The organism is Halobaculum sp. MBLA0143 (assembly GCF_041361465.1).
In the GTDB taxonomy this organism is placed as follows: Archaea; Halobacteriota; Halobacteria; order Halobacteriales; family Haloferacaceae; genus JAHENP01.
The window spans coordinates 2,917,406-2,943,421 of record NZ_JBGKAC010000001.1 but is presented as its reverse complement, the minus strand read 5'-3'; the positions used below and the strand labels follow the sequence as shown (position 1 = coordinate 2,943,421).

Annotated in this window: 26 protein-coding genes, 1 tRNA gene and 4 pseudogenes; 15 read left to right on the top strand and 16 right to left on the bottom strand. The window is 67.6% G+C overall.

The window, feature by feature from the left end; all coding sequences use genetic code 11:
- Positions 1-2: 2 nt before the first annotated feature.
- Positions 3-641, top strand: a complete 639-nt coding sequence (locus RYH79_RS15245) for a precorrin-2 dehydrogenase/sirohydrochlorin ferrochelatase family protein (protein ID WP_370900601.1) — start codon at positions 3-5, stop codon at positions 639-641.
- A complete protein-coding gene (gene hemA, locus RYH79_RS15240; protein ID WP_370900599.1) occupies positions 638-1,954 on the top strand; it encodes a glutamyl-tRNA reductase in 1,317 nt (438 codons plus the stop codon). Before RYH79_RS15245 ends, hemA begins: the two co-directional genes overlap by 4 nt.
- Here hemA and RYH79_RS15235 read toward each other — a convergent pair.
- Positions 1,942-3,165 (bottom strand): hypothetical protein, encoded by a 1,224-nt coding sequence (locus RYH79_RS15235; RefSeq protein ID WP_370900597.1) that lies wholly within the window; start codon positions 3,163-3,165, stop codon positions 1,942-1,944. The genes hemA and RYH79_RS15235 overlap by 13 nt on opposite strands.
- Positions 3,166-3,291: 126 nt before the next feature.
- On the opposite strand from RYH79_RS15235, the gene RYH79_RS15230 reads away from it, so the two are divergent.
- The 3 genes from RYH79_RS15230 (at position 3,292) to RYH79_RS15220 (ending at position 6,682) form a co-directional block, all read left to right on the top strand.
- Positions 3,292-4,494, top strand: a complete 1,203-nt coding sequence (locus RYH79_RS15230) for a geranylgeranylglyceryl/heptaprenylglyceryl phosphate synthase (RefSeq protein WP_370900595.1) — start codon at positions 3,292-3,294, stop codon at positions 4,492-4,494.
- A gap of 133 nt (positions 4,495-4,627) precedes the next feature.
- Positions 4,628-5,545 (top strand): DUF7260 family protein, encoded by a 918-nt coding sequence (locus RYH79_RS15225; RefSeq protein ID WP_370900592.1) that lies wholly within the window; start codon positions 4,628-4,630, stop codon positions 5,543-5,545.
- Positions 5,546-5,641: 96 nt separating this feature from the next.
- Positions 5,642-6,682, top strand: a complete 1,041-nt coding sequence (locus RYH79_RS15220) for a phosphoribosylaminoimidazolesuccinocarboxamide synthase (RefSeq protein ID WP_370900590.1) — start codon at positions 5,642-5,644, stop codon at positions 6,680-6,682.
- A 1-nt stretch (position 6,683) separates the two neighbouring features.
- On the opposite strand, the gene RYH79_RS15215 is transcribed toward RYH79_RS15220, so the two are convergent.
- Positions 6,684-7,349, bottom strand: a complete 666-nt coding sequence (locus RYH79_RS15215) for a hypothetical protein (protein ID WP_370900588.1) — start codon at positions 7,347-7,349, stop codon at positions 6,684-6,686.
- Between the two features lie 13 nt (positions 7,350-7,362).
- Positions 7,363-8,379, bottom strand: coding sequence for a DUF8098 family protein (locus tag RYH79_RS15210; RefSeq protein ID WP_370900586.1), 1,017 nt, complete (start codon positions 8,377-8,379; stop codon positions 7,363-7,365).
- A gap of 119 nt (positions 8,380-8,498) precedes the next feature.
- On the opposite strand from RYH79_RS15210, the gene RYH79_RS15205 reads away from it, so the two are divergent.
- From RYH79_RS15205 to RYH79_RS15185, 5 genes are all read left to right on the top strand, one after another.
- A complete protein-coding gene (locus RYH79_RS15205) occupies positions 8,499-9,761 on the top strand; it encodes a M20/M25/M40 family metallo-hydrolase (protein ID WP_370900584.1) in 1,263 nt (420 codons plus the stop codon).
- Between the two features lie 54 nt (positions 9,762-9,815).
- The gene (locus tag RYH79_RS15200; RefSeq protein ID WP_370900582.1) at positions 9,816-10,322 is read left to right on the top strand and encodes a cupin domain-containing protein; all 507 of its coding nucleotides are present in this window, start codon (positions 9,816-9,818) and stop codon (positions 10,320-10,322) included.
- 90 nt (positions 10,323-10,412) lie between these two features.
- Entirely contained in the window at positions 10,413-11,252 is an 840-nt protein-coding gene (locus RYH79_RS15195) for a proline dehydrogenase family protein (RefSeq protein ID WP_370900580.1), read from the top strand.
- 91 nt (positions 11,253-11,343) lie between these two features.
- Positions 11,344-12,045, top strand: a complete 702-nt coding sequence (locus RYH79_RS15190; protein WP_370900578.1) for a DUF502 domain-containing protein — start codon at positions 11,344-11,346, stop codon at positions 12,043-12,045.
- A gap of 53 nt (positions 12,046-12,098) precedes the next feature.
- Entirely contained in the window at positions 12,099-12,551 is a 453-nt protein-coding gene (locus RYH79_RS15185) for a PaaI family thioesterase (RefSeq protein WP_370900576.1), read from the top strand.
- A gap of 1 nt (position 12,552) precedes the next feature.
- Here the strand turns inward: RYH79_RS15185 and RYH79_RS15180 are convergent, their stop codons facing one another.
- The 4 genes from RYH79_RS15180 to larB form a co-directional block, all read right to left on the bottom strand.
- A complete protein-coding gene (locus RYH79_RS15180; protein ID WP_370900574.1) occupies positions 12,553-12,789 on the bottom strand; it encodes a DUF7533 family protein in 237 nt (78 codons plus the stop codon).
- A 38-nt stretch (positions 12,790-12,827) separates the two neighbouring features.
- Entirely contained in the window at positions 12,828-13,106 is a 279-nt protein-coding gene (locus RYH79_RS15175) for a GIY-YIG nuclease family protein (RefSeq protein WP_370900572.1), read from the bottom strand.
- 74 nt (positions 13,107-13,180) lie between these two features.
- On the bottom strand, positions 13,181-13,330 hold the full coding sequence (locus tag RYH79_RS18080; protein WP_489753356.1) for a DUF7563 family protein: 150 nt from the start codon (positions 13,328-13,330) through the stop codon (positions 13,181-13,183).
- A gap of 108 nt (positions 13,331-13,438) precedes the next feature.
- Positions 13,439-14,197 carry a nickel pincer cofactor biosynthesis protein LarB gene (larB, locus tag RYH79_RS15170; protein ID WP_370900569.1) on the bottom strand — a complete coding sequence of 253 codons (759 nt, stop codon included), beginning with the start codon at positions 14,195-14,197 and terminating at the stop codon, positions 13,439-13,441.
- A gap of 152 nt (positions 14,198-14,349) precedes the next feature.
- On the opposite strand from larB, the gene RYH79_RS15165 reads away from it, so the two are divergent.
- On the top strand, positions 14,350-14,517 hold the full coding sequence (locus RYH79_RS15165; RefSeq protein WP_370900567.1) for a DUF1931 family protein: 168 nt from the start codon (positions 14,350-14,352) through the stop codon (positions 14,515-14,517).
- Between the two features lie 29 nt (positions 14,518-14,546).
- On the opposite strand, the gene rpiA is transcribed toward RYH79_RS15165, so the two are convergent.
- Positions 14,547-15,269: a ribose-5-phosphate isomerase RpiA gene (gene rpiA, locus RYH79_RS15160; RefSeq protein ID WP_370900565.1), complete on the bottom strand. Its 723-nt coding sequence runs from the start codon at positions 15,267-15,269 to the stop codon at positions 14,547-14,549.
- A gap of 78 nt (positions 15,270-15,347) precedes the next feature.
- Here rpiA and RYH79_RS15155 point away from each other — a divergent pair.
- The 3 genes from RYH79_RS15155 (at position 15,348) to RYH79_RS15145 (ending at position 16,321) form a co-directional block, all read left to right on the top strand.
- A tRNA-Leu gene (locus RYH79_RS15155) sits at positions 15,348-15,432 on the top strand.
- Positions 15,433-15,745: 313 nt separating this feature from the next.
- Entirely contained in the window at positions 15,746-16,066 is a 321-nt protein-coding gene (locus RYH79_RS15150) for a winged-helix domain-containing protein (RefSeq protein WP_370900563.1), read from the top strand.
- Between the two features lie 6 nt (positions 16,067-16,072).
- Positions 16,073-16,321, top strand: a complete 249-nt coding sequence (locus RYH79_RS15145; protein ID WP_370900561.1) for a type II toxin-antitoxin system RelE family toxin — start codon at positions 16,073-16,075, stop codon at positions 16,319-16,321.
- 55 nt (positions 16,322-16,376) lie between these two features.
- Here the strand turns inward: RYH79_RS15145 and RYH79_RS15140 are convergent, their stop codons facing one another.
- The 7 genes and pseudogenes from RYH79_RS15140 to RYH79_RS15110 form a co-directional block, all read right to left on the bottom strand.
- Positions 16,377-16,718, bottom strand: a complete 342-nt coding sequence (locus tag RYH79_RS15140; RefSeq protein ID WP_370900559.1) for a ferredoxin — start codon at positions 16,716-16,718, stop codon at positions 16,377-16,379.
- 172 nt (positions 16,719-16,890) lie between these two features.
- Positions 16,891-18,390, bottom strand: a pseudogene (locus RYH79_RS15135) (TSCPD domain-containing protein); the annotation flags it as partial.
- Positions 18,391-18,624: 234 nt separating this feature from the next.
- Positions 18,625-19,443, bottom strand: a pseudogene (locus RYH79_RS15130) (LAGLIDADG family homing endonuclease); the annotation flags it as partial.
- 18 nt (positions 19,444-19,461) lie between these two features.
- Positions 19,462-22,449 (bottom strand): annotated as a pseudogene (locus RYH79_RS15125) (LAGLIDADG family homing endonuclease); the annotation flags it as partial.
- 317 nt (positions 22,450-22,766) lie between these two features.
- Positions 22,767-23,072 (bottom strand): DUF424 domain-containing protein, encoded by a 306-nt coding sequence (locus RYH79_RS15120; protein ID WP_370900557.1) that lies wholly within the window; start codon positions 23,070-23,072, stop codon positions 22,767-22,769.
- Positions 23,073-23,087: 15 nt separating this feature from the next.
- Positions 23,088-23,822 (bottom strand): annotated as a pseudogene (locus RYH79_RS15115) (tetratricopeptide repeat protein); the annotation flags it as partial.
- Between the two features lie 57 nt (positions 23,823-23,879).
- The gene (locus RYH79_RS15110) at positions 23,880-24,830 is read right to left on the bottom strand and encodes an SAM-dependent methyltransferase (protein WP_370900555.1); all 951 of its coding nucleotides are present in this window, start codon (positions 24,828-24,830) and stop codon (positions 23,880-23,882) included.
- Between the two features lie 117 nt (positions 24,831-24,947).
- Here RYH79_RS15110 and RYH79_RS15105 point away from each other — a divergent pair, with 117 nt between their 5' ends.
- Positions 24,948-25,553, top strand: a complete 606-nt coding sequence (locus RYH79_RS15105) for an LURP-one-related family protein (protein WP_370900553.1) — start codon at positions 24,948-24,950, stop codon at positions 25,551-25,553.
- A gap of 7 nt (positions 25,554-25,560) precedes the next feature.
- Here the strand turns inward: RYH79_RS15105 and RYH79_RS15100 are convergent, their stop codons facing one another.
- Complete coding sequence (locus tag RYH79_RS15100; protein WP_370900551.1) at positions 25,561-25,893, bottom strand: DUF433 domain-containing protein; 333 nt, start codon at positions 25,891-25,893, stop codon at positions 25,561-25,563.
- Between the last annotated feature and the right edge of the window lie 123 nt (positions 25,894-26,016).

Genomic DNA, 26,016 nt, shown 5'->3' with positions numbered 1-26,016 from the left:
TCGTGATCCCGTTGCTCCACGACTTCGCCGGCCGGCGAGTGTTGATCGTCGGCGGCGGCGCGGTCGGCGCGCGCAAGGCTCGGACGTTCGCCCGCGAGGCGGAGACGGTGGTCGTCAGCCCGGCGTTCGCGGACGCCGACTTCGGGGGGGCGAGTCTCGTCCGTGCGGCGCCGACGCCGGAGGACGCCGACGGGTGGGTCCGTCGGGTCGACCCGGCGTTGGTCGTCGTCGCCACCGACCGGACGGCCGTGAACGACGCCGTCGCGGCCGCCGCCCGCGACCACGGCGCGCTCGTCAACCGCGCGGACCGGTCGGGGAGCCGCGAGGCGGGTGGAGTCGTCGTGCCCGCGACCGTCAGAGACGACCCCGTCGTGGCGGCGTTGGCGACCGGCGGCACCGCGCCGGCGTTGTCGCGGTACCTCCGCCAGCGGCTGGAGTCGGAGATCGACGGGGCGGGCGCGATGGCAGAGCTGCTCGGCGACGTTCGAGAGCGGCTGAAAGCCGACGAACCCGACCCAGAGACGCGGAGAGAGGCGATTCTCGAGATTCTGGAATCCTCCGCCGTTTGGAAGCATTTACCTGAAGAACCCGACAAGGGCAGGCGAGAGGCAGATCGGATCCTCCGGGAGGTCACAGAATGATGGAGACGGGAGTCGTCGCCGGCGTCAGTGTCGCCCACGGCCGCGCGTCGGTCGACCAGATCGAGGCCGCGGGCGGCGACGGGGAGCGCCAGGTGGTCGACGGGCTGCTCGCACAGTCCGGCGTCGACGAGGCGTTCGCGCTGTCGACGTGCAACCGGGCCGAGGCGTACGTCGCCGGTGAGAACGCCGCCGCTCTGGACCGAGCACTCGACGGATTCGCCGCGGACGTGCCAGCCGGGGCCGTCCGCCGGTTGGACCACGAGGAGACGATCCGACACCTGATGCGGGTGACGAGCGGGCTGGAGTCGCTCGTGCTCGGCGAAGACCAGATCATCGGCCAGGTGCGTGACGCCGTCGGCGTCGCCGACGAGGTCGGCGGGCTCGACGGGCTGTTGGAGGAGATTCTCACGAAGGCGATCCACGTCGGCGAACGGGCCCGCACGGAGACGGCGATCAACGAGGGCACCGTGTCGCTGGGGTCGGCCGCGGTCGAGTTGGCCCGTCGGGAGGCGGGCGTCACCGACGAGACCGTCCTCGTCGTCGGTGCCGGGGAGATGGGGACGCTCGTCGCTCGGTCGCTGGCCGACGCGGCGGTGGACCGGGTGCTCGTCGCCAATCGGACGCTGTCGGCGGCCGAACACGTCGCCGCAGAGCTGGACACCACGGCGGAGGCGGTGCCGTTGTCGGCCGCCGACCGGGCGCTCGAACGAGCGAGCGTGGTCGTCACGGCCACGGACGCCGAAGGCCACGTCCTCGGGGCGTCGGACTTCGCCCGCCGGGACGTGGCGCTGTGTATCGACTTGGCCCAGCCGCGGGACGTGGCGCCGGAGGCAGAGACGACCGTCCCGCTGCGCGACATCGACGACCTGGAGGCGGTGACGGACGCCGCCCGCGAACAGCGCGCCGCGGAGATGCGGGCGGTAGAGGCGCTGATCGACGAGGAGTTCGACCGGTTGTTGGAGCAGTTCAAACGCGACCGGGCGGACGCCGCCGTCTCGGCGATGTACGAGGCCGCAGAGCGGACGAAACGCCGGGAGCTGGAGGAGGCGCTGACCAAACTGGAGTCACAGGGCGAGCTGACGGACGAGCAGCGAGAGACGGTGCAGGCGCTGGCGGACGCGTTGGTCGGACAGCTGCTGGCCGCACCGACCAAGAGCCTCCGGGAGGCCGCCGCCGAGGACGACTGGAACACTATCTACACCGCGATGCAGTTGTTCGATCCGGAGTTCGACGTCGCCGCCGGCGGGCCGCCGGAGGGCGTCCGCCCGCCGGAGGGTGTCGTCGGCGACGGGGAGCCGCCTCACCGGGACTGATCGGCCCCGGGTAGCGGCGCCGTCGACCCGGAGCGTCTGATGTAGTCGGCGCCGATTCCCGCGAGCCCGGAGTTCGTCTGTGCCGCGTACGCCTTGGCCGCGCCGAGGTACTGTTCTGTCACGTCGACCACACGCGCGACCGCCTCCGCGTCGTCGTCGGCCAGGAGGTACTCCGCCGTGACGGGAGTCAGTTGCCCCTCGGCGGCGTCGGCCTCGTAGTCGTCCACGTCGTCCAGCCAGATCTGCGCGCCGACGATGGCGAGGACGATGGAGCGTTCGAACGCCGGCTCGATCTCGACGCCGGCCGCACGGTACATCTCCACCATCCCGTGGTAGATGACGCCGACGCGGCCGTACTGTGTGCGGAGGTACGGGAACGACAGCTCGCGGTCGGAGAACAGCTCTGGAGGGTCGTCGAAGTTGGCGAACTTGTACTCCGACTCGACGGCCGCGAGCGCCTCGGGGTCGCCGGCCTCGGCGTCGGCCATCAGCTCCCGGAAGTACGGGTCTCGATCCTGGTGAGCCTCCGACTCCGCGACGGCCGTCTCGTAGCTGTCGGCGACGGCGTCGGGAAACGGCTCGAACAGTTCGGCGACCCGTGACTCCAGGACGGACTGGGCGATCTCGGCGATTCGCGCACGGTCGTCGTCGTCGACGGGGAACGCGACGACGAAGTCCTCGTACTCCGCGTCGTTGATGGCGTCGCGCACGTCGCCGTCGATCAGCGCGACGACGACCAACTCCGTCACGTCCCGCACCCGTTCCAGTCGGTCGCGTGCGTCCGCGAGCGCCGCGACCGTCGGGGTCTCGCCTCGGATCCGACGGAGTTGTCCCAACGGACCGTCGTCGACCGCGCCGGTGAGAGGGTTCAGCCGCGGTGTCGTCGCCGACCGAATCCGGCCGAACAGGTGGCTGAGCGTCAACTCGGCCGGGAGCGTGAGCTTGGTGTCGTAGTCGAAGCCGACCTCGTCGGCGGGCACATCGAACTCGTCGGCGACGGCGCGTTCGACGGCGGCGAACGCGTCGCCGACGACCCGGTCGAGGAACCGGTCGACGTGGCGTTTCAGTTCGAGTGAGCCCACCGCGAGATCGCCCGTGTCGGCGTAGTAGCCGAGGACCGCCCGGACGGCGGTCGGGAGCGGATCGGCGGCCGCAGCGGTCGCGGCCGCTCGGCGGGGCGGCGTCTGTCGACTGCGTCGGTCGCCTGCCATCGTGTCCTGCGGGTCTGGTGACCCGTCTCGGCTACGGTTCCCCGACACTGGCCTTCAGTCTTGTCTTGTCCCGCCGGTCGGTGGCGTCCGCGAGAGGTAAGTGCCCGCGCCGTCTCCCGGGGAGTTGTGTCGCTCCGTTCGTCGTACGCCGCCGTCGACGCGGTCCGTGTGGTCGCCCAGGAACTGTTCGGTGACGCGACGAACCCGGTGCCGAACTGGACGCACGTCACGAAGGTGGACCCGGAGCCGGACAAGCGGCTGCCGACGTTGTTTCCGGCGTACCTCGCGGCGACGGACGCCGTCTCCGTCGGCGGTTCCAGCGGCGTGACGGCCGCACACACGGAGGCGACGTTCGCGGCGCTGTCGACCGCGCCGGTGCCGGCCTTCCACGAGCCGAGCGCGGCCGCTCACGTCACGCCCGCCACCCGAGAGGCGGCGACGTTCCTGACGCTGCCGGAGGTGTTGAACGGGGACAGCGAGTCGTTGGTCGGCAGACTCGGCGCCGGGGTCGAGTCGCTCCACGACGACCAGGTGCCAGCGGCGGTGGCCCACGCCCTCCCGAGCACGCTGGCCGACCGGTCGTTGCAGAGTCGTGTCGGCGACCGTCTCGTGGACGTGCTCACCTCGTGGCTCGTCCGGACGGCAGTTTCGGAGGCGTACATCGTCCAGAACCCGGACAGCGCCGCCGCCCGCGAGGCTGGCGTCACCGCCGACGACGTGTTGGAGCCGGCGGAGGCCAGACGCCGGGCGCTGGCGGCCGAGCACAGACTCGACAGCGAGATCGTCTACCTGGAGTACTCCGGGACGTACGGCGGCGAGGCGGCGACGGAGACGTTGGAGCGGTTAGACGAGGCGACCCAGTGGGCGCGGGTGTGGTACGGCGGCGGTGTACGGTCGCGGGCGGCCGCGGAGGCGGTGCTGTCGGCCGGCGCCGACACGGTCGTCGTCGGCGACGTGTTCCACGACGTGGCCGACGAGGAAGCGACGCTGGCGGCGGCGTACCGCGAGGCGGTCGGCGACCCGGACCCGGAGACTGTGGCGTCGTGGGTCGCCGGCCGGGCCGACGACACGACGGCGGCGGCGTACCTCTCGACGGTGCCGAGCGTCGACGCGCCGACGGAGCGGGCCCGAGAGCTCCTGACGGCCACGCTCGTCTGTCGGCTCTGGCTGACCGACGACGGCCCGCCGGCGCCGTGGACCGTGCCGGCGTTCGCCGATCAGTTCGCCGACGGCGCAGAGACGTTCGCCAGACGGCTGGGCCGGGCGGTCCGGGAGCCGTCCGACGACTACGAACGGGCGCTGGCGGCGTCGTTGGCGACCGTCGAGTGACCGGCGGCGGCGTCGTTGGCGACCGTCGAGTGACCGGCGAGTGGAGCCCGTGGAGAACGCCGAGCCCGAAGAGTGAACGAACGTGTGACTCGGGAGAAACAATAATGTGTCACCAGTTCACACGGTACGATGTATGCCACAACCGAACGGGGCCGCGTCGAGCGCGGTCGGGCGGATGTCCACCAGAGGGCTGGAGGACAGTGTCGTCTCCGTCTGTCGCGCCACCGGCTGCGGCCACCCGGAGCTCCTGGCTGCGGGTGTCGTCGTCCTCGTGAGTGTCGTCGCCCTCCTCCTGGCCGGTGTGACGTTGCTGCACCTCGGAGACGCCCACGACGCCGTCGCCGACGAGCGCCGTCGTGCGGCCGCAGAACGCGACGCCTTCGAACAGTTCCGCCAGCGGGTCGGACGGCTGGAGACGAACCGGATCACGCCCGGCGACCACGTGGAGCCGCCCGGCGGGGGTACCCTCGTCACCGGTAGTGTCGCGGACAGAGGCGGGGGGTTGCGAGCCGTCAGAGACGCGTACGAGGAGACGGTGATGTCCACCCCACACCACGCCGCGGAGTACGACGAGACCCTGACGGAGAGTATGGCCGCGGAGTTCTCCGAGGGGGTCGCCGGCACCGTCGCCTCCGGATCGGCGCTCACGCCAGCGCTCTACCGGACGCTGTTGGACGGCGCCGTCGAGGCGCGCGACCGCCGGGAGACGGTGCTCGACCGCCTGGACACGGAGGAACGCCGGCTCCGCGAGGCCGAAGACGTGCTCGCGCCGGCCGCGGACGCCGCCACGGCCGGGACGGACATCGCCACAGACGACTTCGACGGCTGTGTGGCGACCGTCGAGCGACTGGAGTGGCACGAGGAGGGGGTGAGCGACCTCGTCGCGCAGCGACAGGCAGAGATCCACACGGAGACGGACAACCCACACTGGTACGACTACGTCTACGGCGACCTCGACGCCACACACCCGGTGTTGGCGGCGGCCGCGAGCGTCCTCGCGGACCTGGAGACTGCCCGTGACCGGGCGATCCGAGCGGCCGCCGAGCGGTAGCGGTGGGCACGTTCGTGGTCGTCTGCCGGGTTTCTGGACCCCGTAGTACACACGAGAGTGGAAAGGTACAGGTACCACCCGGACACAGTTGGCGGCGTGACGAGCGTCAAGGAGTTCCGGGTGGCGGAGGCGGCGACGGAGACGGCGGTCGGTCGTGGGCGCTTCCGGTTCACCGACGCCTACTCCGTGTTCGACTGGGGACAGATGCCGGACGCGATCCCGCAGAAGGGCGCGGCGCTGTGTCTGACGGGTGCGACGACGTTCGAGCTACTGGAGTCGGCCGGCGTCCCCACCCACTACCGCGGGGTGGGGGACGCAGACGGGCCGATCCACTCGCTGGCGGACGCGACGGAGCCGCCACGGGAGATGGCGATCAGCCTCGTCCGTGTGCCGGAGCTGCCGCACCGCGGCGCCGACGGCTACGACTACGAGGCGTTCCACGCCACCGCGGGCGACAACTACCTCGTCCCGTTGGAGATCGTGTTCCGCAACGCCGTCCCGGTGGGCTCCAGTCTCCGCCGCCGGCGCGACCCGCGGGCGGTCGGGCTGGACCGAGAGACCTGGCCCGACGAGCCGGTCGAACTGCCGGAGCCGGTCGTGGAGTTCTCCACGAAGTTCGAGGAACGCGACCGTTACCTCGACCGCGAGACCGCAGACGAGATCGCCGGCCGGGCGAGCGTCGACCGGCTGGCCGAGCTCGCCCGGACGGTGAACGACGTGGTGACGGAGCGGGCCGCCGCCGCCGGCCTCACCCACCAAGACGGGAAGATCGAGTGTTACTGGGTCGACGGCGAGGTCGGCGTCGCCGACGTGGCCGGCACGTTCGACGAGAACCGGTTCGGCTACGAGGGCCGTCAGGTGTCGAAGGAGGTGATCCGGCAGTACTACAAGCGAGAGCACCCGGCGTGGGTGGGGGCCGTCTCGGAGGCGAAGGAACGCGCCGACGAGGCGGAAGTCGCCGACTGGCGGCCGTTGTGTGAGCGGGAGCCGCCGGCGCTGCCCGGGAAGGTCGTCGAGACGGCCGCGAACCTGTACACCGCCGGCGCGAACGCCTACGCCGCCGGCGACCCCGAGGGTAGCGAGTGGTTCGAGGCGCCGTCGCTGGCCGAAGCGGTGGCGGCCGTGGAAGAGTTGTAGGTCAAGCGTCGCTGGGGCGGGCGACTCGGAGCGAGACGGTGTGACCCGCCGCCCGAATTCGGTTGTTCAGCTCCGACTCGTTATTGGTGAGCCCGTCGTCCACGGAGACGAGCAGGTCGATCCCGTGGTCGTCCGCGATTTCGACCGCGTCGACGACGACATCGGTGTCGTGGTCGAGGCCGAGGTCGGAGAGTTCACTCGTGAGACTCGGGTCGTCGAACTGGTCGTACTCGCTGTCGAGCCGGCGATGGATCTCCACCTCCACCGTCCTGATCTCCTGTTTCAGTTGTCGAAAGCGGGACAGTTGCTCGGGCGTCGGTGTCCCACTCCAGTTGTAGTTTATTTTGCCGCTGAACAGCGCTGTGTCGTTGGCAGTCGCTCGTACGTCACGCTCGGAGAGATCGTAGTTGTCGAGATCGCCGTCGGGATTGTCGTAAGCCCAGTCGAGTACGTCCTGATAGATCGCTCGGTGGCGGTCACACAACGCCGAGAACTCTTCGTCGACTTTCCCGCCGATCACGAGGTGTCGTGTCCCGTCACTGAACAGCGAGTCCGTCGCGCTGGGTTCCGAAACGTCCGCTCGGAGACCGTCGATTCCGAGTCGGACGGCCAGGTTGAGCAGCAGATAGTCGACGAGGACGGACGTGTCGAGGTTGGCAGCCGACATCCACCGGGCGTAGTCAGTCCTCTGTCAAGGACATTTCGTAACTCAGGCCGATGTCTGAACCCTTGTCTTCTTCGAGTGTAGGAAGCAGACGAGCGTCGTGAAGATGCTCGGCCAAGTCGTCACGCCGACGCCGGACGGTCTCGGGGAACCCGTCGAGTTCCCGGGCCTCTCGCACTCGTAGCTCGCCGGCGTTCGGTCCCGTTGCGGTCTGGATCGAGATCACGAGCGCCGGGAGCCGCCAGACGTAGAAGAAGAAGAACTCCGATAGCTCTTCGATTAGATCCCGCTCTTCTCCCGCCGTCGGCTCCACGCGAGTGAGTCGGTCGAGCGTTCGCTCGATCAGGTCCGTCCCCTCGGTGACGACGGCAGTCGTCTCCGAGAGGTCGTCGTCGCGGGCGAGCGCGAGGTGGAGATCCGAAACCGAGAGTCTGAACGCTTCTTCTGTCTCGTCGTCCAACAGCGGTTGCTCGCCGGACGTGTACTCCAAGAGGCTACGATTGTTCGTCTGGTCGTCGTCGGCCAACGCCTTCAGGTGACGCCTGATCTCCGTAGCCGCGAGGTAGGCGTCGGTGTACCGCTCGGGGGCACACGCCTCGTAGAAGTCAGAGAGGAACTCGTGGCGTCCCGTGTACCACACGTCTCGCAGTTCGTAGTCGTCGAACAACGTCTCTGACGCGAGGTAGTTGGTGAACTTCTGCGTGCGGTCGTCGTCGATCTCGGCGGTCACGTCGCCAAAGTCGACTCGGGTTCTGTCGTCGGTCAGTGACGGGCCGCTGGGACCGTCTGGTCCCTGTCGATCCGTCGAACTTCGTCCGGTCGCAGTACACGCTCCTGCGATGTACCAACTGTACGTCAGTTCCAGGTCGAACTCGTCGATCACCAGAAACGCGAGTTTTTCCAACTCTACGTTCGTGCCCTTACGATCGCGTCCCTCCAACGTCCGATTGAGCGCACGCTCGACGGCGGCGTGAACGTCTGCTCGCAGTTCGCGTTCGTCCGCGAACTGATCTCGGTCTTGCGGAAGAGACACTGTCTCACGAAGAGTGTTGGAATCTCTCACAGATACTCTTTTTGTCGAGTAGTTGTCTGGACCGCGTCGACTCGTGGAGAGCACCTACAACTTAGTGCCGCTCATGCGTACCCCGAGCCGTGACAGCCACCACACGCCGCGAGTTCGTCGAGTCGTTCCTCCGGTTCGACTCCGTGACGGGCCGAGAAGGGGAAGTACAGGAGTGGTTCCGCGAGCGACTGGCAGACCGCGGGCTGGAGACGTACACCTGGCACGCCGACCCGGAGCTGCTGGCGGATCACGACTCGTTCCCGGACGATCCGGGCGAGATCGACGCGGACGGCCGGCCGAACGTCGCCGGTGTCGCGTCGTTCGGCGACCCCGAGGCGGGGCCGACGGTCGTGACGAACGGCCACAGCGACGTGGTGCCGGTCGAACGGGAGTCGTGGTCAACGGAGCCGTTCGAGCCGACCTGGGACGAGGACGACGAGTGGCTCACTGCACGCGGCGCGGCGGACATGAAGTCGGGGCTGTCGGCGTGTCTGTTCGCGGTCGACCGGCTCCGCGAGGCGGACGCGTCGTTGGACGGCCGGGTGGTCGTCGAGTCCGTCGTCGACGAGGAGGCGGGCGGCAGCGGGGCGGCGACGGCGGCGCTGTCGAACCCGTACCCGTTCGAACGGGACGCGGCGATCGTGGCGGAGCCGACGGAGCTACGGCCGGTGACGGCGACCGCGGGGTCGTTGATGGCGCGGCTCCGGCTCCAGGGCCGGTCGGCACACGCCGCGACACGGTGGCGCGGGGAGTCCGTGCTGCCGCGGTTCGAGACGATCCGGACGGCGTTCCGGGAACTGGAGGCCGAACGGGCCGAGACGGTGACACACCCGCTGTACGAGCGGTTCGACACGCCGTGGCCGGTGGTCGCCGGCACGGTCGAGGCGGGATCGTGGGCCTCCAGTGTCCCGGCGTCGCTGACGGCGGAGTTCCGGATCGGCGTCGCGCCCGGCGAGTCCGTCGGCGAGGTGGAAGCGCAGTTCCGCAAGCGGCTGGCGACGGCGGCGGAGACGGACGACTGGCTGCGCGAACACCCGCCGACGTTCGAGCGGTTCTCGGTCCAGTTCGAGCCGGCGGAGACGGCCCCCGACGCGACGGTCGTCCGAGCGTTGCGGGCAGCGGCGGAGGAGGCCGGCGCACGGACGACGCCGGTCGGGGCGACGTACGGCGCCGACTCCAGACACTACGTCGCCGCCGGGATTCCGACGGTCCTGTTCGGCCCGGGGAGCATCGAGTCGGCGCACTTCCCCGACGAGCGAGTCCGGTGGGCGGACGTCGAGACCGCGACGGACGTGTACACGGCGACACTCCGACGGCTGCTGTCGCGTGATTCCGTGACAGCCATTGCCTAACCGAGACTGCAACTAGCATGAAATTACTTGTATCCGGCAGATTACGTTCGGCGTATGGAGCACATCTCCATCGACGAGGTCGAGCAGGCAGCGACGGCGACGGACGTCGACCAACGCGTGCTGGCGGGAGCGCTGGGGACGACAGACGTGGCGGTGAACCACTACCGGCTGCAGCCGGACGACCGCCTCTCGGGTGACCTCCACGCCCACCAGGATCAGGAGGAGGTGTTCGTCGTGATCGAGGGTGAAGTGACCTTCCACACGGCACAGGCCGAAGACGACCAGGTGACGGTCGCGGACGGCGAGGTCGTCCGGTTCGGCCCGGGTGAGTTCCAGACCGGCGGCAACCACGGCGAGGAGGAGGCGGAGGTGATCGCGCTGGGTGCCCCGCGCGACAGCGAGGACGTGCGTGTGCCACGGATCTGTCCGGCGTGTGACACGGAGTCCGTCCGCGTCGTCCCGACGGAGGACGGCACGTTCGGGTTCGTCTGTCCGGAGTGTGGCGAGGAGGGGGACGACGTGGACACGCTGGAGAACGGCATGATCGGTATCGGACCGTGAGCGACCGGTAGCGACGTTCACTCGGCGTTCAGTACTCTCTTGGCGGCGCGAGAGGGAACACTGAAGCCCGACCGTCTGGTACCCTGTGTCGTGATTCCACCAGTCGCCAGCCAGTTCGTCGCCGGGGAGGAACCGGCGACGGCGTTCGAGCACACGCGGCGCGCCAACGAGGACGGGGTGGCGGTGATCCTCAACCTCTTGGGTGAACACTACCACGAGCGGCCCCCGGCGGACGCCGACACGGCGGCCTACGAGCAGCTCGTCGCGGACCTCGGCGAGACGGAGCTCGACGGCTGTGTGTCCGTGAAACCCTCGCAGTTGGGGCTCGACGTGGGGCCGGACGTGTTCCGGGAGAACTACCGTCGGGTCGTGGCTGCCGGTGACGAGCACGACGTGTTCGTCTGGTGTGACATGGAGGACGCCACGACGACGGACACGACGCTAGACGCCTTCGAGGAGTTGGCCCACGAGTTCGACGGCGGAGTCGGACTCTGTGTCCAGGCGAACCTCCGGCGAACCCGGGCGGACCTGGAGCGACTCGTCGACGTGCCGGGGAAGATCCGGCTCGTGAAGGGCGCCTACGACGAGGGCGAGGAGATCTCCTACACGGAGAAGGCGGAGGTAGACGAGGCGTACCGCGAGAACCTGACGTACCTGTTCAAGAACCGAGACGAAGGGATCGGCGTCGGCAGCCACGACCCGGAGATGATCGCGTACGCCCAGGAGCTCCAAGAGCGTCACGGCGGGGAGTTCGAGGTGCAGATGCTGATGGGTGTCCGAGAGGACGCACAACGCCGGCTCGCAGCCGAGGGCCACGAGGTGTGGCAGTACGCCCCGTACGGCGCGAAGTGGCTGTCGTACTTCTACCGTCGAGTGCGCGAGCGCAAGGAGAATCTCACGTTCGCCGCCCGGGCCGTGTTGGGCGTCTGATAGTTTCTACCGGGCTCGTGTGTCTGTTCCTCCTCGGACGATGTGAAAGCCCTGAATAGTCTCCGAACGTAACTCGGACGCAGGACCCCCGATGACTACTTGGAAGCGAGACTTCGCCAGCGGTCTGGTCGTGATCACCCCCCTGTTGGTGATCGTCTTCGTCATCGGGTGGGTGTACACACAGCTCTCCTCGTTGGGCGTGCCGAAGATCACCGGCACACCCTCCTGGCTGCCGACGGAGGTCGCGCAGGTGCTCGTCGCACTCGTCGTGTTCGTCCTGCTCGTCTTCTCCGCGGGCTACCTGATGCGGACGACCGCCGGCCGGGTGTTGGAAGGGGTGATCGACGATACGATCAACCGAGTCCCGGGGCTGCGAGTGGTGTACAACGCCTCGAAGCTGGCCATCGAGACCGCGCTCACCGGGACGGACGAGCTCCAGACCCCGGTGAAGATCGAGCCGTGGCCGGGAATGCGGATGACCGCGTTCAAGACGGGACAGACGACCACCGACGGCCGCGAGACCGTGTTCCTGCCGACCGCACCCAACATCACCACCGGGTTCGTCATCGAGGTCGACCCGGACGACATCACGGAGACCGACGAGCGCGTCGAGGAGGCGCTGACACGTATCCTCTCTGCCGGCTTCGGCGAGCAAGACACCGGCGTCCCCATCGACGTAGAGAACGCCGGCGACGGGTCGAGCCCGGCGCCGACGGAGGTGGACGTGGACGTGAGCGAGGCGGGCGATCAAGCGAGTGACGGGGGCGACCGCGACGGCGACGACTGGGCGTGACCGTCCCGGCCGTCACCGAACCTGTCAAGTCGACGGCACCGCTCGGGGACCGCATGGCAGACGACCACGTCCCGTTGGACGAGGAGCACGCGGACCTGATGGCGGCGTTCGTCGAGGCACACGGCTTCCTGTCGTGGCTGAACCTCGAGGTCGAGGACCTGGAGCGCGGCCGGATCGTCATGTCCGTCCCGTACGACGAGAAGCTGGTCAACCCCGGGTCGCAGGTCGGGTCGATCCACGGCGGCGTCGCGGCCTCGCTGATCGACACCGCCTCCGGGTTCGCGCTGCGGTCGACGTTCGACGACCCCACGACCGGGTCGTTGGCGACGACCGACCTGAACGTCACCTACCTCCGGCCGGCGACGAACGATCTCCGGGTGGAGGCGGAGGTGTTGCGCGCCGGCGACTCGATGGGGTTCACCGACACGCTCGTCACGAGCGTCGCGCCGGACGGCGAGACGAAAGAGATCGCCGTCGGCCGGACCTCCTACCGGTTGTTCCGGTAGCTCAGTCCTCGTCGTCGCCGACGACGCCCCCGACGGCACGTTCTGCGGCCTCGGCCGGCACGTCGCTCGGCGTCGTCAGCTTCCGCGGGAGCAACACCATCAGCGCCGCCAGGCCGACGAAGCCGGCTCCGAACAGGAGGTCGCCGCCGATGGCACGCTCTACCCCGTAGCCGGCTACCGGCAGCGCGAAGATCAGCGTTCCGACCGTGCCGACCATCTCGAGGATTCCGAGTCGCACACGTTTGATTGGGACTGGGGCGGTGAAAACACTCTCGCTCACTCGCGGAACGCCGCCGGGTCGAGTCCGTGGTCGCTCGCAACGAGCGTCTCCTTGTCCGCCCGAGACAGCGACTTCACCTCGTGCTCGCGGGACAGCGCCGCAGACCGGGAGTCGTGCCGTTCGACGTGGACGAGTTCGACGGGAGTGCGGCCCCGGGTGTACTTCGCTCCCTCGCCGGCGTCGTGTTCGGCGACGCGGCGGGCTGGCTCCGTGGTGTAGCCGGTGTAGAGCGTCCCGTCGGCACACGACAGGACGTAGACGTAGTGGTCGCTCACGGACGTGTGGAGAGCCGGGTGGGGGTAAGCGGCTGTCGATCCGTCCCGGGAGCGGACCGTGGCTGGTGTTCGGTTCAATCCTGGCGAGAGCGCGCCCGTGCCGCTTCGGCGATGCCCGCGTTGGCGGAACACGACGGACAGGCGTTCAGTCGTCCTCGTTCGTCGCTGAAGACGCGTGCGAAGCGGTCGGACACGTGGGATCCACAGTGGTCACAGCGTGGCATGGTCAGCCGGCGTCCACGAGTACCGGTAACGTGCGGTACGTGACGACCACACAAATACCCTCGCCAGGGGTCGGTAGAGATCCACCGCCTCGGCGGCTCCCAGACGGGTCACGGCCGTGCGATCAGCGCCGCCTGTGCCCCGGCGACGAAGCCGGCGTCCACGTTGACGACGGACAACACCGTACACGACTGGAGCAGCCCCAGGAGTGCGGCGTGGCCGTCGCCGCCGGCACCGTAGCCGGCCGACACCGGGAGCCCGATCACGGGGGTGTCGAGTCGGCCGGCGATCACCGTCGGGAGCGCCCCCTCGCGGCCGGCGGCGACGACGACCGCGTCCGCCTCGCGCAGCGCCGGGACCACGTCCAGCGCACGGTCCAAGTTGGCGACACCCACGTCGTCGTACCGCTCCACCGTCGGGCCGGCCTCGCGGGCGATCACCGCCGCCTCGCCGGCCGCGTGGGCGTCCGCCAGCCCCGCGGCGACGACGGCGACCGTCCCGTCGACGGACGGCGGCTCGAAGTCGGCGGCGTGGACCACCACCGTCCGGGCACGCTCGTCTCGCTCCACGGTCGCGTCCGGGTGAGTCGCCGTGACGGCCTCGCGAACCCGGTCGGCGGTGGTGTCGTCGACTCTGGTGACGACCGCACGACCGGTCGTCTCGACGGCCCGCTCCGTCACGGCGGCCACCTCCGCGGCCGTCTTCCCCTCGGCGAGGATCCCCTCCGGAACTCCACGACGGCCCTGGCGGGCGGCGTCGAACCGCGCGCTCCGGTCCCCGTCGGAGATCGTCGTGTACCCCCTGATCCGTGCCTCCGCCTCCGCCGGAGTGAGCTCCCCCGCTGCGACGGCCGCGAGTGTCTCGCGCATACTCCCCCCAGGGCCTCGGGCGACACGTAGTCGTCGGTCCCGGCACGACGAGTGTGTACGCCCGTCGCACAGAAACTAAACGACCGCGAGAGACGGTCTTCCCGCCGGAATTTGAGAACGTTTATAAGTAACCGTCCGGTAGCGACGTGTGCATGGCGGATCACATTATCAAGGCAGCCGTCAAGGAGTACCTGGACGAAAAGAACGTCGCGTCGGACTTCTACGACGCACTCGACGAGGAAGTCGCGGAGCTCCTCGACGACGCAGCGCGGCGTGCGGAGGCGAACGACCGGAAGACGGTCCAGCCGCGCGACCTGTAGATCTCGACGGACCGGCCGTTCTTCTCTCGTTATTTCACCGGTCGGACAGTCGCGTCGCCGTCCGGTCGGCCGACGACGACGCTGTCGGCGACTCCGGGGAACAGTCCGTGTTCGACGACACCCGGGATCGCGGCGATCTCGGCGGCGCGTTCGGCGGGGGCCGTCACCTCGCCGAACGCGCAGTCGACGACTACGTTCCCGTTGTCGGTGACGACCGGGCCGTCCTTCCGCTCTGCGGCCCGGAGCGTCGGGTCGGCGCCCGACTCGCGGAGTCGGCGGGTCGCCGTCGCCTCCGCGGCCGGCAGCAGTTCGACGGGGACGGGGTGTGACAGCGTCGGCGACAGTTTGGTGTCGTCGACGACGACGAGGTACCGGTCTGCCGCGGCGGCGACCACCTTCTCGCGGGCGTGGGCGGCGCCGCCCCCTTTGACCAGCGGCGGGGCCGTTACCAGCGGCTCGCCGCCGTCGGGGAGAGCCACCTCGTCTGCGCCGTCGATAGCCACGTCGAGCCGGGCCGTGTCCGACAGCGCCGTCAGCGGGACGCCGACCTCGCGGGCGAGCGCCCGGGACTGGTGGGAGGTCGCCACGGCAGTGACGGAGAGGCCGTCTGCGACCCGGTCGCCCAGCGCTCGGATCGCGGCCGCGGCGGTGGAGCCGGTGCCGAGGCCGACGGTGTCGCCGTCGGAGACGGCCTGTGCAGCACGCTCGCCCGCGGCGGTCTTGGCCGCGCGGGCACCGTCCGTCGACTTCATACACTCGGGTGTGGCGGCCGGCGGCTAAAGCCTGTGGACCGTAACGAACAAGCCCGTGAGCGCCCCAGTGACGGACACGCGAGGGTGGCTGAGCCTGGCCAAAAGCGGCGGACTTAAGATCCGCTCCCGTAGGGGTCCGTGGGTTCGAATCCCTCCCCTCGCACTACCACACACTGACCTTTTTCACTCCTTGGGTGCGCGCCGCAGGCGCGCACCCAAGGAAAAAAGCTCGATTAAAAAGGCGCTCACTCGGGCCTTCGGCCCTCGTTCGCGTTCTAGCTCCAGTGCCACCGCAGATAGGGGATCAAGCAGAGCGAGCGGGGAACGGAGTGACCCGCGAACGAAGTGAGCGACCGAGGTTCGAATCCCGAGACCAAGACCTCCTTTACCCCTTGGGAGACCGTCGGAGGCAACGTTTCCACAGTCCGGTTTGCACGAGCCAAACGGTTATCAGGACTCGGATCGTGGTCCCTCGTATGAGTCAGGGACGTGACGACGCCGGCCGCTTCAACGAGACCGTGTCGGATCAAGAGATTCTCAAGATTTTCGACTACGAGGACGACCCGGTGTTGACTGCCGAAGAGGTCGCAACGGGGCTCCAACGGTTCGACGTCCAGTTGACGACGGAAGGAGTCCGTCGGCGACTCCAGACGATGGCCGACGCCGGACTCGTCTCCCGGAAGACGTTGGGTGCTCGTGCCGTCGGTTGGTGGGCGGAGGTCGCACCCGAACTCGGTATCGAGACCGAGGCCGTCGTCGACGAGCGAGCAGACGCCGACGAGTGGCGAGAACTGTGAGGGACGATGGCGACTGTGTTGCTACACCCGGACGTCGAACAGCGGCTCGACGACCTCCCGAACGACATCGAGTCACGGGTCCGATCGAAGCTGGACGACGCTGGAACGAATCCCGAGCGCCACCTGAAACCCCTGCGCGGTCGTGAGGAGTACTCACTACGAATCGGCAAACGCAGGGCAATTGTCGACTGGCTCCGGGCAGAAGACGAGCTCCGAGTGTTGGCACTCGACACGCGTGACGCCGTCTACGACTGACGACACCACGTCCCGGCTCGCTGTCCGTGAGGGCTGACACACCAGTGGCGGTGGCTCACCAGTCCACGCTCAACGTCCCGTCGCCGTGTGGGTCGGGGGCGATCTCCTCGCCGGTGCGGCGGTCGACGACGTGGATACAGCCGTCGTCCTTCTTCGCGGGACACACCTCGGCGGCGCGAACGTTGTGGTCCAGGTCGTCCTCGTCGATGTAGTACGTCTCCGGCTTCGCCATCCCCGTGGTGATGTCCATACTCCAGGTGTCGGACACCTCGGCACACTTCCCGGCGCCGAAACAGGCGTTCGCCTCGAAGATGATCTTGTACGGCTTCTCTGCAACCGGCGGGCCGTCACCGCCGTAGTCGTCTGCCGTCTGCACCTCGGCGTCGAGATCGCTCATACGCCCGCCTAACGGCCCGGTGGGCTTTCCTCTGTCGGTCGATCTCGGTCGCTCGCGAACCGCGGACGCCAGAGGAGAGAGGCGGAGTGTTCGGGTCGAGCGAGCCGAGGTAGAGCCGCAGAAGAGAAGCGCAGAGAGACGCTCGGATCAGTCGAGAGACGCTACTGGAGTGTCAGCATTCGCTCCACCCACAACTCTCGCACGTTTTGCAGCCCTCGGAGTAGTACAGCGTCATGCTGCCACACTCCGGACACTCCGGCGACTCGCCGTTGGCGATGAGCTCTTCGACCGCGTCGCTCGTCGCCTCCGCCGCGGCGACGCCACCGTCGGACTCCGGCGTCGGGTCGGCCGGGGGCTCCGTCGTGGTGCCGCCCCGAGGCGTCTCCGGCGGCGTGGCGTCCTCGATCTCACCCAGGTTCTGTTGTTCCGGGTGTGCGCGGTCGATCTCGCCGTCGAGGTAGCGACGCATCGCCGTGCCGATGGCATCCGGGATCGACTGGATCTGTTCACCCTTGTCCCAGGCCACCTTCGGCGACCGGGTCCCCTGGAGTTCGTCGATGATCTCCGCCGGGGCGACACCGGATCGCAGCGCCGTCGAGATCACCTTCGCCAGCGACTCCGTGAAGGAGTTGGTGAACCCGCCGGAGTGACCGATGTTGGCGAACAGCTCGAACGGTTCGCCGGTCTGTGGGTCCTCGTTGATGGTGACGTACATCTTCCCGTAGCCGGTCTCGATCAGCTGGGTGACCCCGGTGAGCGAGTCCGGCCGCGGCCGCTTTTCCGTGTAGTTCACCTGCGGTCGCTCGCTCGCGGCCAGCAGTTCGTCGATCTCCGCGTCGACGGCCGCCTGCACGTCCTCGTTGTCGAGGAACGCCTCGACGCCGCCGAACACCTCGCCGATCTGATCGACGATGGTCTCGGCCGCCTCCGTCTCGTCGGCGAACTCCGTGTTGTCCGCGCGAGTGGTGAGCACCTGCTTCGAGCGGGTGCCGTCGCGGTAGTAGGTGACGCCCTTGCCACCGTGGTCGTAGATGTACTCGAACACCTCGCGGGCGTCCTCGACGGTGGAGTCGTTCGGCGCGTTCACCGTCTTCGAGATGGCCGAGTCGACGCCGGACTGACACGCCACCTGGACGCCGGCGTGGTCCTTCGCGTCCAAGTCGCCGGTGACGACGAACAGTTCGCCGATTGCGTCCGGAACCGTCTCCAGTCCGTCGACGCCGTCGAACTCGTTGGTCGCCATCTGGTCTTGGGCCTCGCGTTTGACCGCCTCCACGTCGAGGTCGTTCTCCTCCAGCGTCCGGAGGAAGTAGTCGTCGAACTCGACGAGCATCTCGTCGCCCTGCACGTCGTCGGAGACGTTCTTGTAGTAGGCGACGTTGTAGATCGGCTCACACCCGCCGGTGGTGTTGCCCACCATCGAGGTGGTGTTGTGAGTCACGAAGCCATCAGCGACGTACGTATTGTTCGACGGGACACTGATGTCCTTGGTGTACGCCGTTCCTTCAGTGACGGACTCCACGGTTGCCGCGTAGAAGTCGGTCAGTTCGCGCCCGTCGATTCGGACTGTCTCGCCGGTCTCCGCCTCGACATCTCTTACGAGCTTACGCGAGACAGAGCCGTTGATCGGCGACTGGTTGACACGTTTCTTGACTGGCTTGCTCACGGAATCGTACCCGTCGACTGCCCGCAGATCCTCAACCACCGACGGTGGGTACGTGTCGTTCTTGTACGACTGCGCTGTCAGGTCGAATTCCGTCGACTTCGTGAGGAACCCGACCTCGTCGAGGAATCGCTGATCCTCACGCTTGTTCGCACCACGGATGCTGTGGCGCGGACGGTCTCCGTAGTGGTCGTCCGCGGCTTCCATCTCTAGCGTGTCTCGGACGAACACACAGCCCAGCGACAACAGGAGTGTCTGCACCTGGTCGGCGAGCGTCGGCGAGACGGTCGAGAGCTCGATCTTCCGGGAGGCCGTTCCATCGGCCTCGAACAGCCCACGGAGGAACGATTTCGCAACTGCCTCGTCGCCTCGCAGCACTCCCTCGGGGATGAACGCGCTCGCGGCTCCCTCACCGTGGTTACCGTCGTCTTTCTTCCACCCGTTGTCCTCGAAGTACCGGGGAAGGTGACGACCGCCGAACGTCAGCATGTGGCGCGTATCTCGGTCTTCCACTGTTGGAGTGACACCGAACAGTCGTTCACCGAGGCTCCGGAGATGCTCGTCAAGATCTGTCGCCTCCGACTCGACGACGAGTTTCACACCGACTTCGTCGTGGACGTAGCCGTCACCCATGAAGTAGCCGAGGAACTCCGCGAGTTCGGGCGTCATCTCGGCCGGAAGTTCGAGATCGTCGTCGGTGTTCCGGTAGTAGTTCTCTCGCTCGCTCGTGTCGAGTGAGAGCCGAGACCCACCGTCGAAGGTATTCCGTTGGAGGAGGATACGGTCACCGGACTCGAAGTCGTCTGCCTCCTTCCAAGCGTACTCGCCGTCCTCGGTGAGCGTTCGGAAGCGGTGGTCGGGTGTCGCAGCAACGCTGAATCCACCCTCTGTCTCGATCTGTCGGACATCGGCGAACCCGTTGTCGTAGACGGCGGTCGCCGCTCTGGTCCCGCCGTCGGTCGTGACGCCAACGTCGATCTCGTCCCACTGTTCGAACTCTGCAGTCGTCTCGTCGAGATCTTTGATCGGTCGCAGACCGTCGTCAGTCGAGACGAGTGAGTTCTCTTCGACACATCCCGTCGGCGCGATGGTCGTCGTGTTGTGGTTGCGGATCGGGTAGCCGTCGGCCCACTCGTCGGCGTCCTCGCCGGTGTGGTGCTCGAACCACTCGCGGTACGCCGTCGGGTCGGCGTACTTCGACTCGTCCCACTCGTCGAAGGTGCCACGCTCCTGTGCGAGTTCGTGGCTCACCGTCTTCGACTCGTGGTTGATGTGGGTCATCAGCTGCTCGGCGATCTCGTTCGCCACCTCGTCGCCGTACTTCACGCCCAACTGGATGTACAGCTGTGCGAGCCCCATGATCCCGATGCCGATCTTCCGCATCGCCGCGACCGTCTCCTCGATCTCGTCGACCGGGAAGTCCGACATCGTGACGACGTTCTCCAGGAACCGCGTGCCCGTCTGGATGCGGTCGTCGAACTCCTCGAAGTCGACGGCGTCCCGGAGGAACCGCTCGACACCCTCCTCCAGCGTGTCGAACTCGTGTTCCTCGCTCCAGACGCGCCAGTCCGGCGCGTCCTGGTCCGCGAGCGTCGAGAGGTTGATGTGCCCGAGGTTGCAGGCCTCGTACTCTTCGAGCGGCTGCTCGCCGCAGTTGTGAACCACGAGCCCGTTGGCGACGAAGGAGTTCGTCTCCGGTTCGGTCAGGTCGTACACCGTCTCGTGGCCGTCGTGTTCGACGGACTCGACCGTCGCCTCGAACCGAGTGCTGTAGGGGCCGCGGTCGTAGTTGGAGAGGCGCTCGTCCAGCGCGTCGTTCTTGTAGTCGAGCAGGAAGCCGATCTCCTCACGGAACTGGAGGAGATCGTCCTTCGAGATCATGAGATCGTGATCTGCCTGTCGCTCGTACTCTGCAGTGCCGCCCTTTCCGTCGGGCATCTCCTGCAGGCCGGCCTCGTGTCGCTCCTCGTAGATTTTGCTCTTGATCCCGAAGTTGAGGAGGAGCTGTTGGACACTGCCGAGCAGATCAACACTGGTACTCGTCAGCCGAACTGAGACGCCCTTCTCGACGTTACCCTGCACACCGCCATCTGCGGTGAACAACGCACGCAGGAACCCGCGGGCCATCTCCTCGCTCCCGCGCATGACGGCGTCGGGGACCTGTAGCTTCTCCTCGGTCAGACCTGCCTCGGCGGCGTACTCGTACAGCCGTGTCGAACGAATTCGCTGCTCGACGGCCTGCGCCCCGCGGTAGTCGTCGCTACGAGTGATATCGTTGACTCCGACCTCGTAGTTCGCAGTGCCAGTCGGCTCACGGACGACCTCGTTCACGTCGTCCGCGAACGACTCGGACACTTCTGCGTCCTCGTCGTAGAAGTTGAGGACGGCACGCTCCTCGCCGTTCTTCAGGTGGCCGTCGCCGACGAGCCAACCGAGAACACGCCCCTCTTCTGCGGAGCCGTGCTGACCGAACGCACCCTTCCGGTTCTGGATGTGAACGGTGTCGCCGGCGTCGAGTTCACCGGCCTCGACCCAGCCGTCGTCGGTCATGACGCGGTGGTCGGCCGTGAGACGGAGTTCGTAGCCCTCCTCGGTCGTGAGTTCGAACACGTCTTTCTCGCCGGTCTCGTAGACGCTGCTGGCCTCTTTGACTGTCTCTTCGCTCAGACGACCGTCGACGACCACGTCGGTCGCAACACCCTGTTCGTACAGCTCCTCCGCGGTAACGAGGCCGTTCTCGGTGCTGATGAGGGTGTCACCGGTGACGCAGGGATTTGTTGCAAGAATCTGATGCTCTGGATTTTCTTCTACGTCGAACGAGTGCATCTCGTTGATCCGTTCGAGGTAGACGATCCCCGGCTCCCCGTTCTCGTGGGCACCCTCGACGATGTGGTCCCAGATCTCCGTGGCCGGCACGGACAGGGTCTCGCCGACCTCGACGTGGTCGCCCAGCCCGAACATCTCGTACAGTTCCTTCGTCTCGTGGGTGGCGACGTGTGGCTCCTCCGTCCGGGGGTTGGTGAACGTGTACTCCTCGTCGTTCTTCACGGCGTCCATGAAGTCGTCCGTGATCCCCACGGAGATGTTGAAGTTCGAGAGGTGGCCCTCGACGGCGTTCCGGAGGTGCTCCGGCACCTTCCCGTCGTCGTCGATCAGTTCGCGGGCCTCCTCCAAGGCGTCGGCGAAGGACGTGTGGGTGAAGTCGTCCGGGTCGTTCAGGCGGAGCGACCGTGCCAGCGACACGTCCTTGTTCTTCGCGTGGATGAACTGGATCACGTCCGGGTGCGAGACGCGCATCACGCCCATCTGGGCACCACGTCGGGCGCCACCCTGGGCGATAGTCTCGCACATCTGGTCGAACGTCCGCATGAACGTGATCGGACCGGAGGCGATCCCGCCCGTCGAACCGACCGCGTCACCGTACGGTCGCAGCTTCCAGAAGGCGTACCCCATCCCGCCGCCGCTCTGGAACACCTGGGCGGCCTCCTTGGCCGTCTGGTGGATGTCGTCGATGTCGTCTGCGGGAGAGTCGACGAAGCAGGCGGACAGCTGTTGGAGCTCGTCGCCGGCGTTCATCAGCGTCGGCGAGTTCGGCATGAAGGCGAGCCGCTCCATCTTGTCGCGGAACTCCGCGGCCGTCTCCTGGACGTGTTGGGCGATCTCGCCCGGCAGCTCCGGCACGACCGTCTCGTAGGCGAACTTGTTGACGTTCGTCTCCGTCAGTGTCGTCTCGGCGTCGTCGTCCGTGGTGGTGCCCGCCCCGAACACCTCCGCGGCGAGTTCGTCGCGTCGCGGGTGGTCCGGCTTCAGCTGGTCCGGCGTCACCGTCACCGTCGTGTCGCGGCGCTCGGCCTCGTAGACGGCCTCGGCGAGCGCGATGTTGTGGGCGACCCGTTCGAACAGGTCCTCCTGGTTCTCGGTGACGTTGCCGTCGGCGTCCTTCCGGAGGTACCGCGCCGGCAGGATGTTGTCGTACGCGTTGCTCGTCAGGCGTTGTTCGAGTGTGTCTCCGTCCGTTCGCTTGATCGGCAGCTCTAACTCCTCCGCGGTCACGTCCGGCTGGCTCATACTGTCTCCTCCACGTCGTCTCCCCGGGTGTCGGGGACTGTCTCGGTCGTCGGCTGGTCGCAGTGCATGGTGAAATCGGGCGAGGTACCGGTATCGGTCCCACCAGTATAAGCGGTGGGGTTCCGACACGTTTGCGTTAGTTCAAACTGATTTGTACTCCTGGTGCCGTCGCTGGGGCTGTCACTCTGTCGCGTCACGGCGAGCGAGCCGCCGTCACACCACTGACACAGTGGCCTCGGGTGTATAAACGTCCGCAAACCGAGGTGAAAGTGGTGCCTGCTGTCACTTCGTCTACACGAGTGGGCGCCGGCGGTCGGTCACAGCCAGACGACCTGTGCGTGGAGCGTGCCGTCCACCTCCAGCACACCGCTCTCGTCGACCACCCCTGCCGCCAGGGCGGCCTCCACACACGCCTCGCCGACGAGGTTGGCGGTGTCGCCGTCGCGCACCCGTTCGACGGCCGCCTCCGGTTCGAGCTCTTCTGCCCCGTCGCCGGCGTAGAAGGACTCCTCGACGGTGAGCGACACCGCGCCGTCCTCGTACGTCTCGCCCAGACAGTCGTTGTCTGCGGCCGCGACGAGTGTCCCCTCTGGGGTCTCCCGGACCGTCACGACGACGGTCATCTACTGCTCCCCGTACTCTTCGACCATCTCGCGTTCCGCCTCCTCGCGCAGTTCCTCGGCCCGCTCTGCCACCGTCTCGGCCTCCTCCTGCTCGCCCATCTCCTCTAGGGCGCGTGCCTTCTCGTCTAACACGTCCGCGTTCCGGAACCCCAGCCGAATCGCGTTGTCGAGTGCGTTGACAGCCTCCTCCGCGAGCCCGCGCTCGGCCAGGAAGAACCCTCGGTTGTACCACGCCTCTCCGAAGCGCGGGTCCACCTCGACGGCCCGCTCGGCGTGTTCCAATGCCTGTTCCGTCTCGCCGAACTCCCACAGCGCGTACGCCAGGTTCGTGTGAGCCGTCGCGGCGTGTTCCGACTCGTCGTCGATCCGCAGCGCCTCGCGGTAGGCGCCGATCGCCTCGTCGTACTCCTCCAGCTCCGCGTGGGCGACCCCCTTGTTCGTCCAGGCCTCCTGTTCGTCCAGCGAGTCGTCGTCGGCGAACTGGGCGGCCCGTTCGAACGTCTCCGTCGCGGCCTCGAACCGGTTGATCCGCATGTACGACAGCCCCACGTCGACGAGCTCCTGTACGTCGACCTGGTCTGCGGCGACGTTTCGGCGGTCCAGCGCGTCGGTGACGGCCCGGGTGTCGACCGGGTCGACGGCGGTCGGGTCCGCCTGTAGCTCCTCCGGGTCCAGCGTGAACGCGTCGTAGTCCTCGTCGAGCCCCTGACCCGCCGAGAAGTCGTGGTCCGTCGGCTCCTCGTCTGTCATACGCGTTCGTTGTCGGTCTGCGTGTGTAAGGCTTCTGTACGGTCGGTGCCGGCCGACTCAGTCGATCAGCTCGGCGAAGCCGAATCGTGGCTTCACGTCGACGATCGTCACCGACACCGTCTGGCCGGGCTCGCCGCCGGGGACGAACACCGTGTAGCCGTCGACGGTGGCGATCCCGTCGCCCTCGTCGCCCACGGCCGTGATCTCCACTTCGCGGCGCTCCCCCTCCGTCACGGGGGCGTCCACGCGGCCCTTCCCGATCAGGTACCGCTCGGACGACTCCGGCCGGGAGGCCTCCGGGTCGAGCGACCGGACGTACTCGAACGACTCCGCTGCCTCCTCGCGGAACCCGGCGAGCTCGCGGCCGTCGAACACCTTCACGACGAAGTCTCCGCCCGGCGACAACACCGTCAGCGCCGTCTCCAACGCCTGTCGCGCCAGGTGAATCGACCGCGCGTGGTCGAGTTCGTACTCGCCGGAGACGTTCGGCGCCATGTCCGACACGACCACGTCGGCCGGTCGGGCCGCCGGCCCGTCCGGCCGTTCGCGGCCGTCGGCCTGGCGGTCGTCCCCGTCGTCCGACTGGCGGTCGGTCGGCTCGCCGTCGTCGTCCGTCGTGTCGATCTCGTCGCTGGCCCGGAGCTCGCTGGCCGACCCCAGGCTCGACTGCTCGCGGCGGTCGTTCGGCCCCACTCCCGGGACGCCCAAGGTGTCACGGAGCCGGTCGCGGGTGCGCTCGGCCGTCATGTCACCCCGGACCGTCTCCACGTTGTCGTGGTCCGCCAACGGCTCGATCGCCTGCCGGTCGACACCGACGACGAGTCCGGCGTCGCCGACCCGCTCGGCGGCCACCTGGAGCCACCCGCCCGGCGCTGCCCCCAGGTCGACGACCGTGTCGCCGTAGCCGAGGACGTTCTCGGCGTCGTCGATCTGTTGGAGCTTGTACGCCGAGCGGGCGCGGTAGCCCTCCTGTTTGGCGCGGTTGTAGTACTCGTCGCGGTTCGACATGTGTGCAGTCGAGCTAACCGGTCGGGGGTGGTATGGTTGGCGGTCCGGCGGAGGTGACCGTTGGCGAAACGGAGATTCGTCGAAGATCTTTTTTCACCTGCGCCGGGTTGTGGCACTGTGTCTCGAAGCTCAGGTCACGGGTCGGCGCCGGGCGGCTACGGGTTCTCCCGGGTCTCTCTCGACGACGACTACTACGAGGTCGAACAGTCGCTGGTGCGGAACAAGTACGTCGTCCGGAACAGCGCCGACGAGGTCGCCTTGCGCGGGAAACAGAAGATGTTCAAGATGAAAGAGGAGTTCCCGTTCGTCGACGACGACGACCGGGAGGTGTTCTCGGTGAAGGCGGGCGGGATCATGGACGTCGCCGGGAACTACGCCGTGACGGACGCCGAGACCGGCGAGGAGGTGGTCGTGTTAGACGAGGACTTCTCGTTGTTCGACGAGGTCTGGACGATCCGCGACCCCGACTCGGGGTCGGAGTTGGCGACGATCGAGACGAGGAGCAAGCCGCTCGCGGCGCTGCGTCACACCGTCTCGCTCGCGAACCTGATTCCGAACAAGTACGACATCTTCGACGCGGACGGCAGCAAGGTCGGCGCCATCGAGGGACAGTTCTCGCTGCGGGACACGTACACTGTCAGTGTCGACGCCGACGGCGACGTGCCACGGGAGGCCGTGCTCGCAGCCGCCTGCGTGCTCGACGCGCTCGAGAATCAGGAGTGAGCCGCGGTCACCCTTCGTCGGCGGACTGACGCCCGAGCTGTCGCCACTCCGCCTCCTCGATGCGGGCCACGTCCTCCAACACGTCCGGGTGTTCGTTCGCGTACTTCACCGCGGCGCGAATCTCCTGTTCGGACAGCTCGGAGTAGACCCCTTCGCGCAGTTCCTCGACAGTACGGCCGCGCTCGTGTTTGGCGTAGACGTAGTGGACGGCCACACGGTGGCCGTCGACCCGTGGCTTACCGTCCAACACGCCGTCGGTACAGACGATCCGGACCGTCTCCCCCGACAACAAGTACGTCTCCTCCGGGTAGTCGAACGACGGTCCGAGGGAGTCACTCATGAGCCACAGTACGTAGCCGGCGTTTAACCCTTTTGTGGATGCACTCGGACAGATGGTTTTGTCTACACTGTCGGCCAGAACACACGGCCGCGGCGGGGAATCGGCAGTACCGAGTCGCTACCG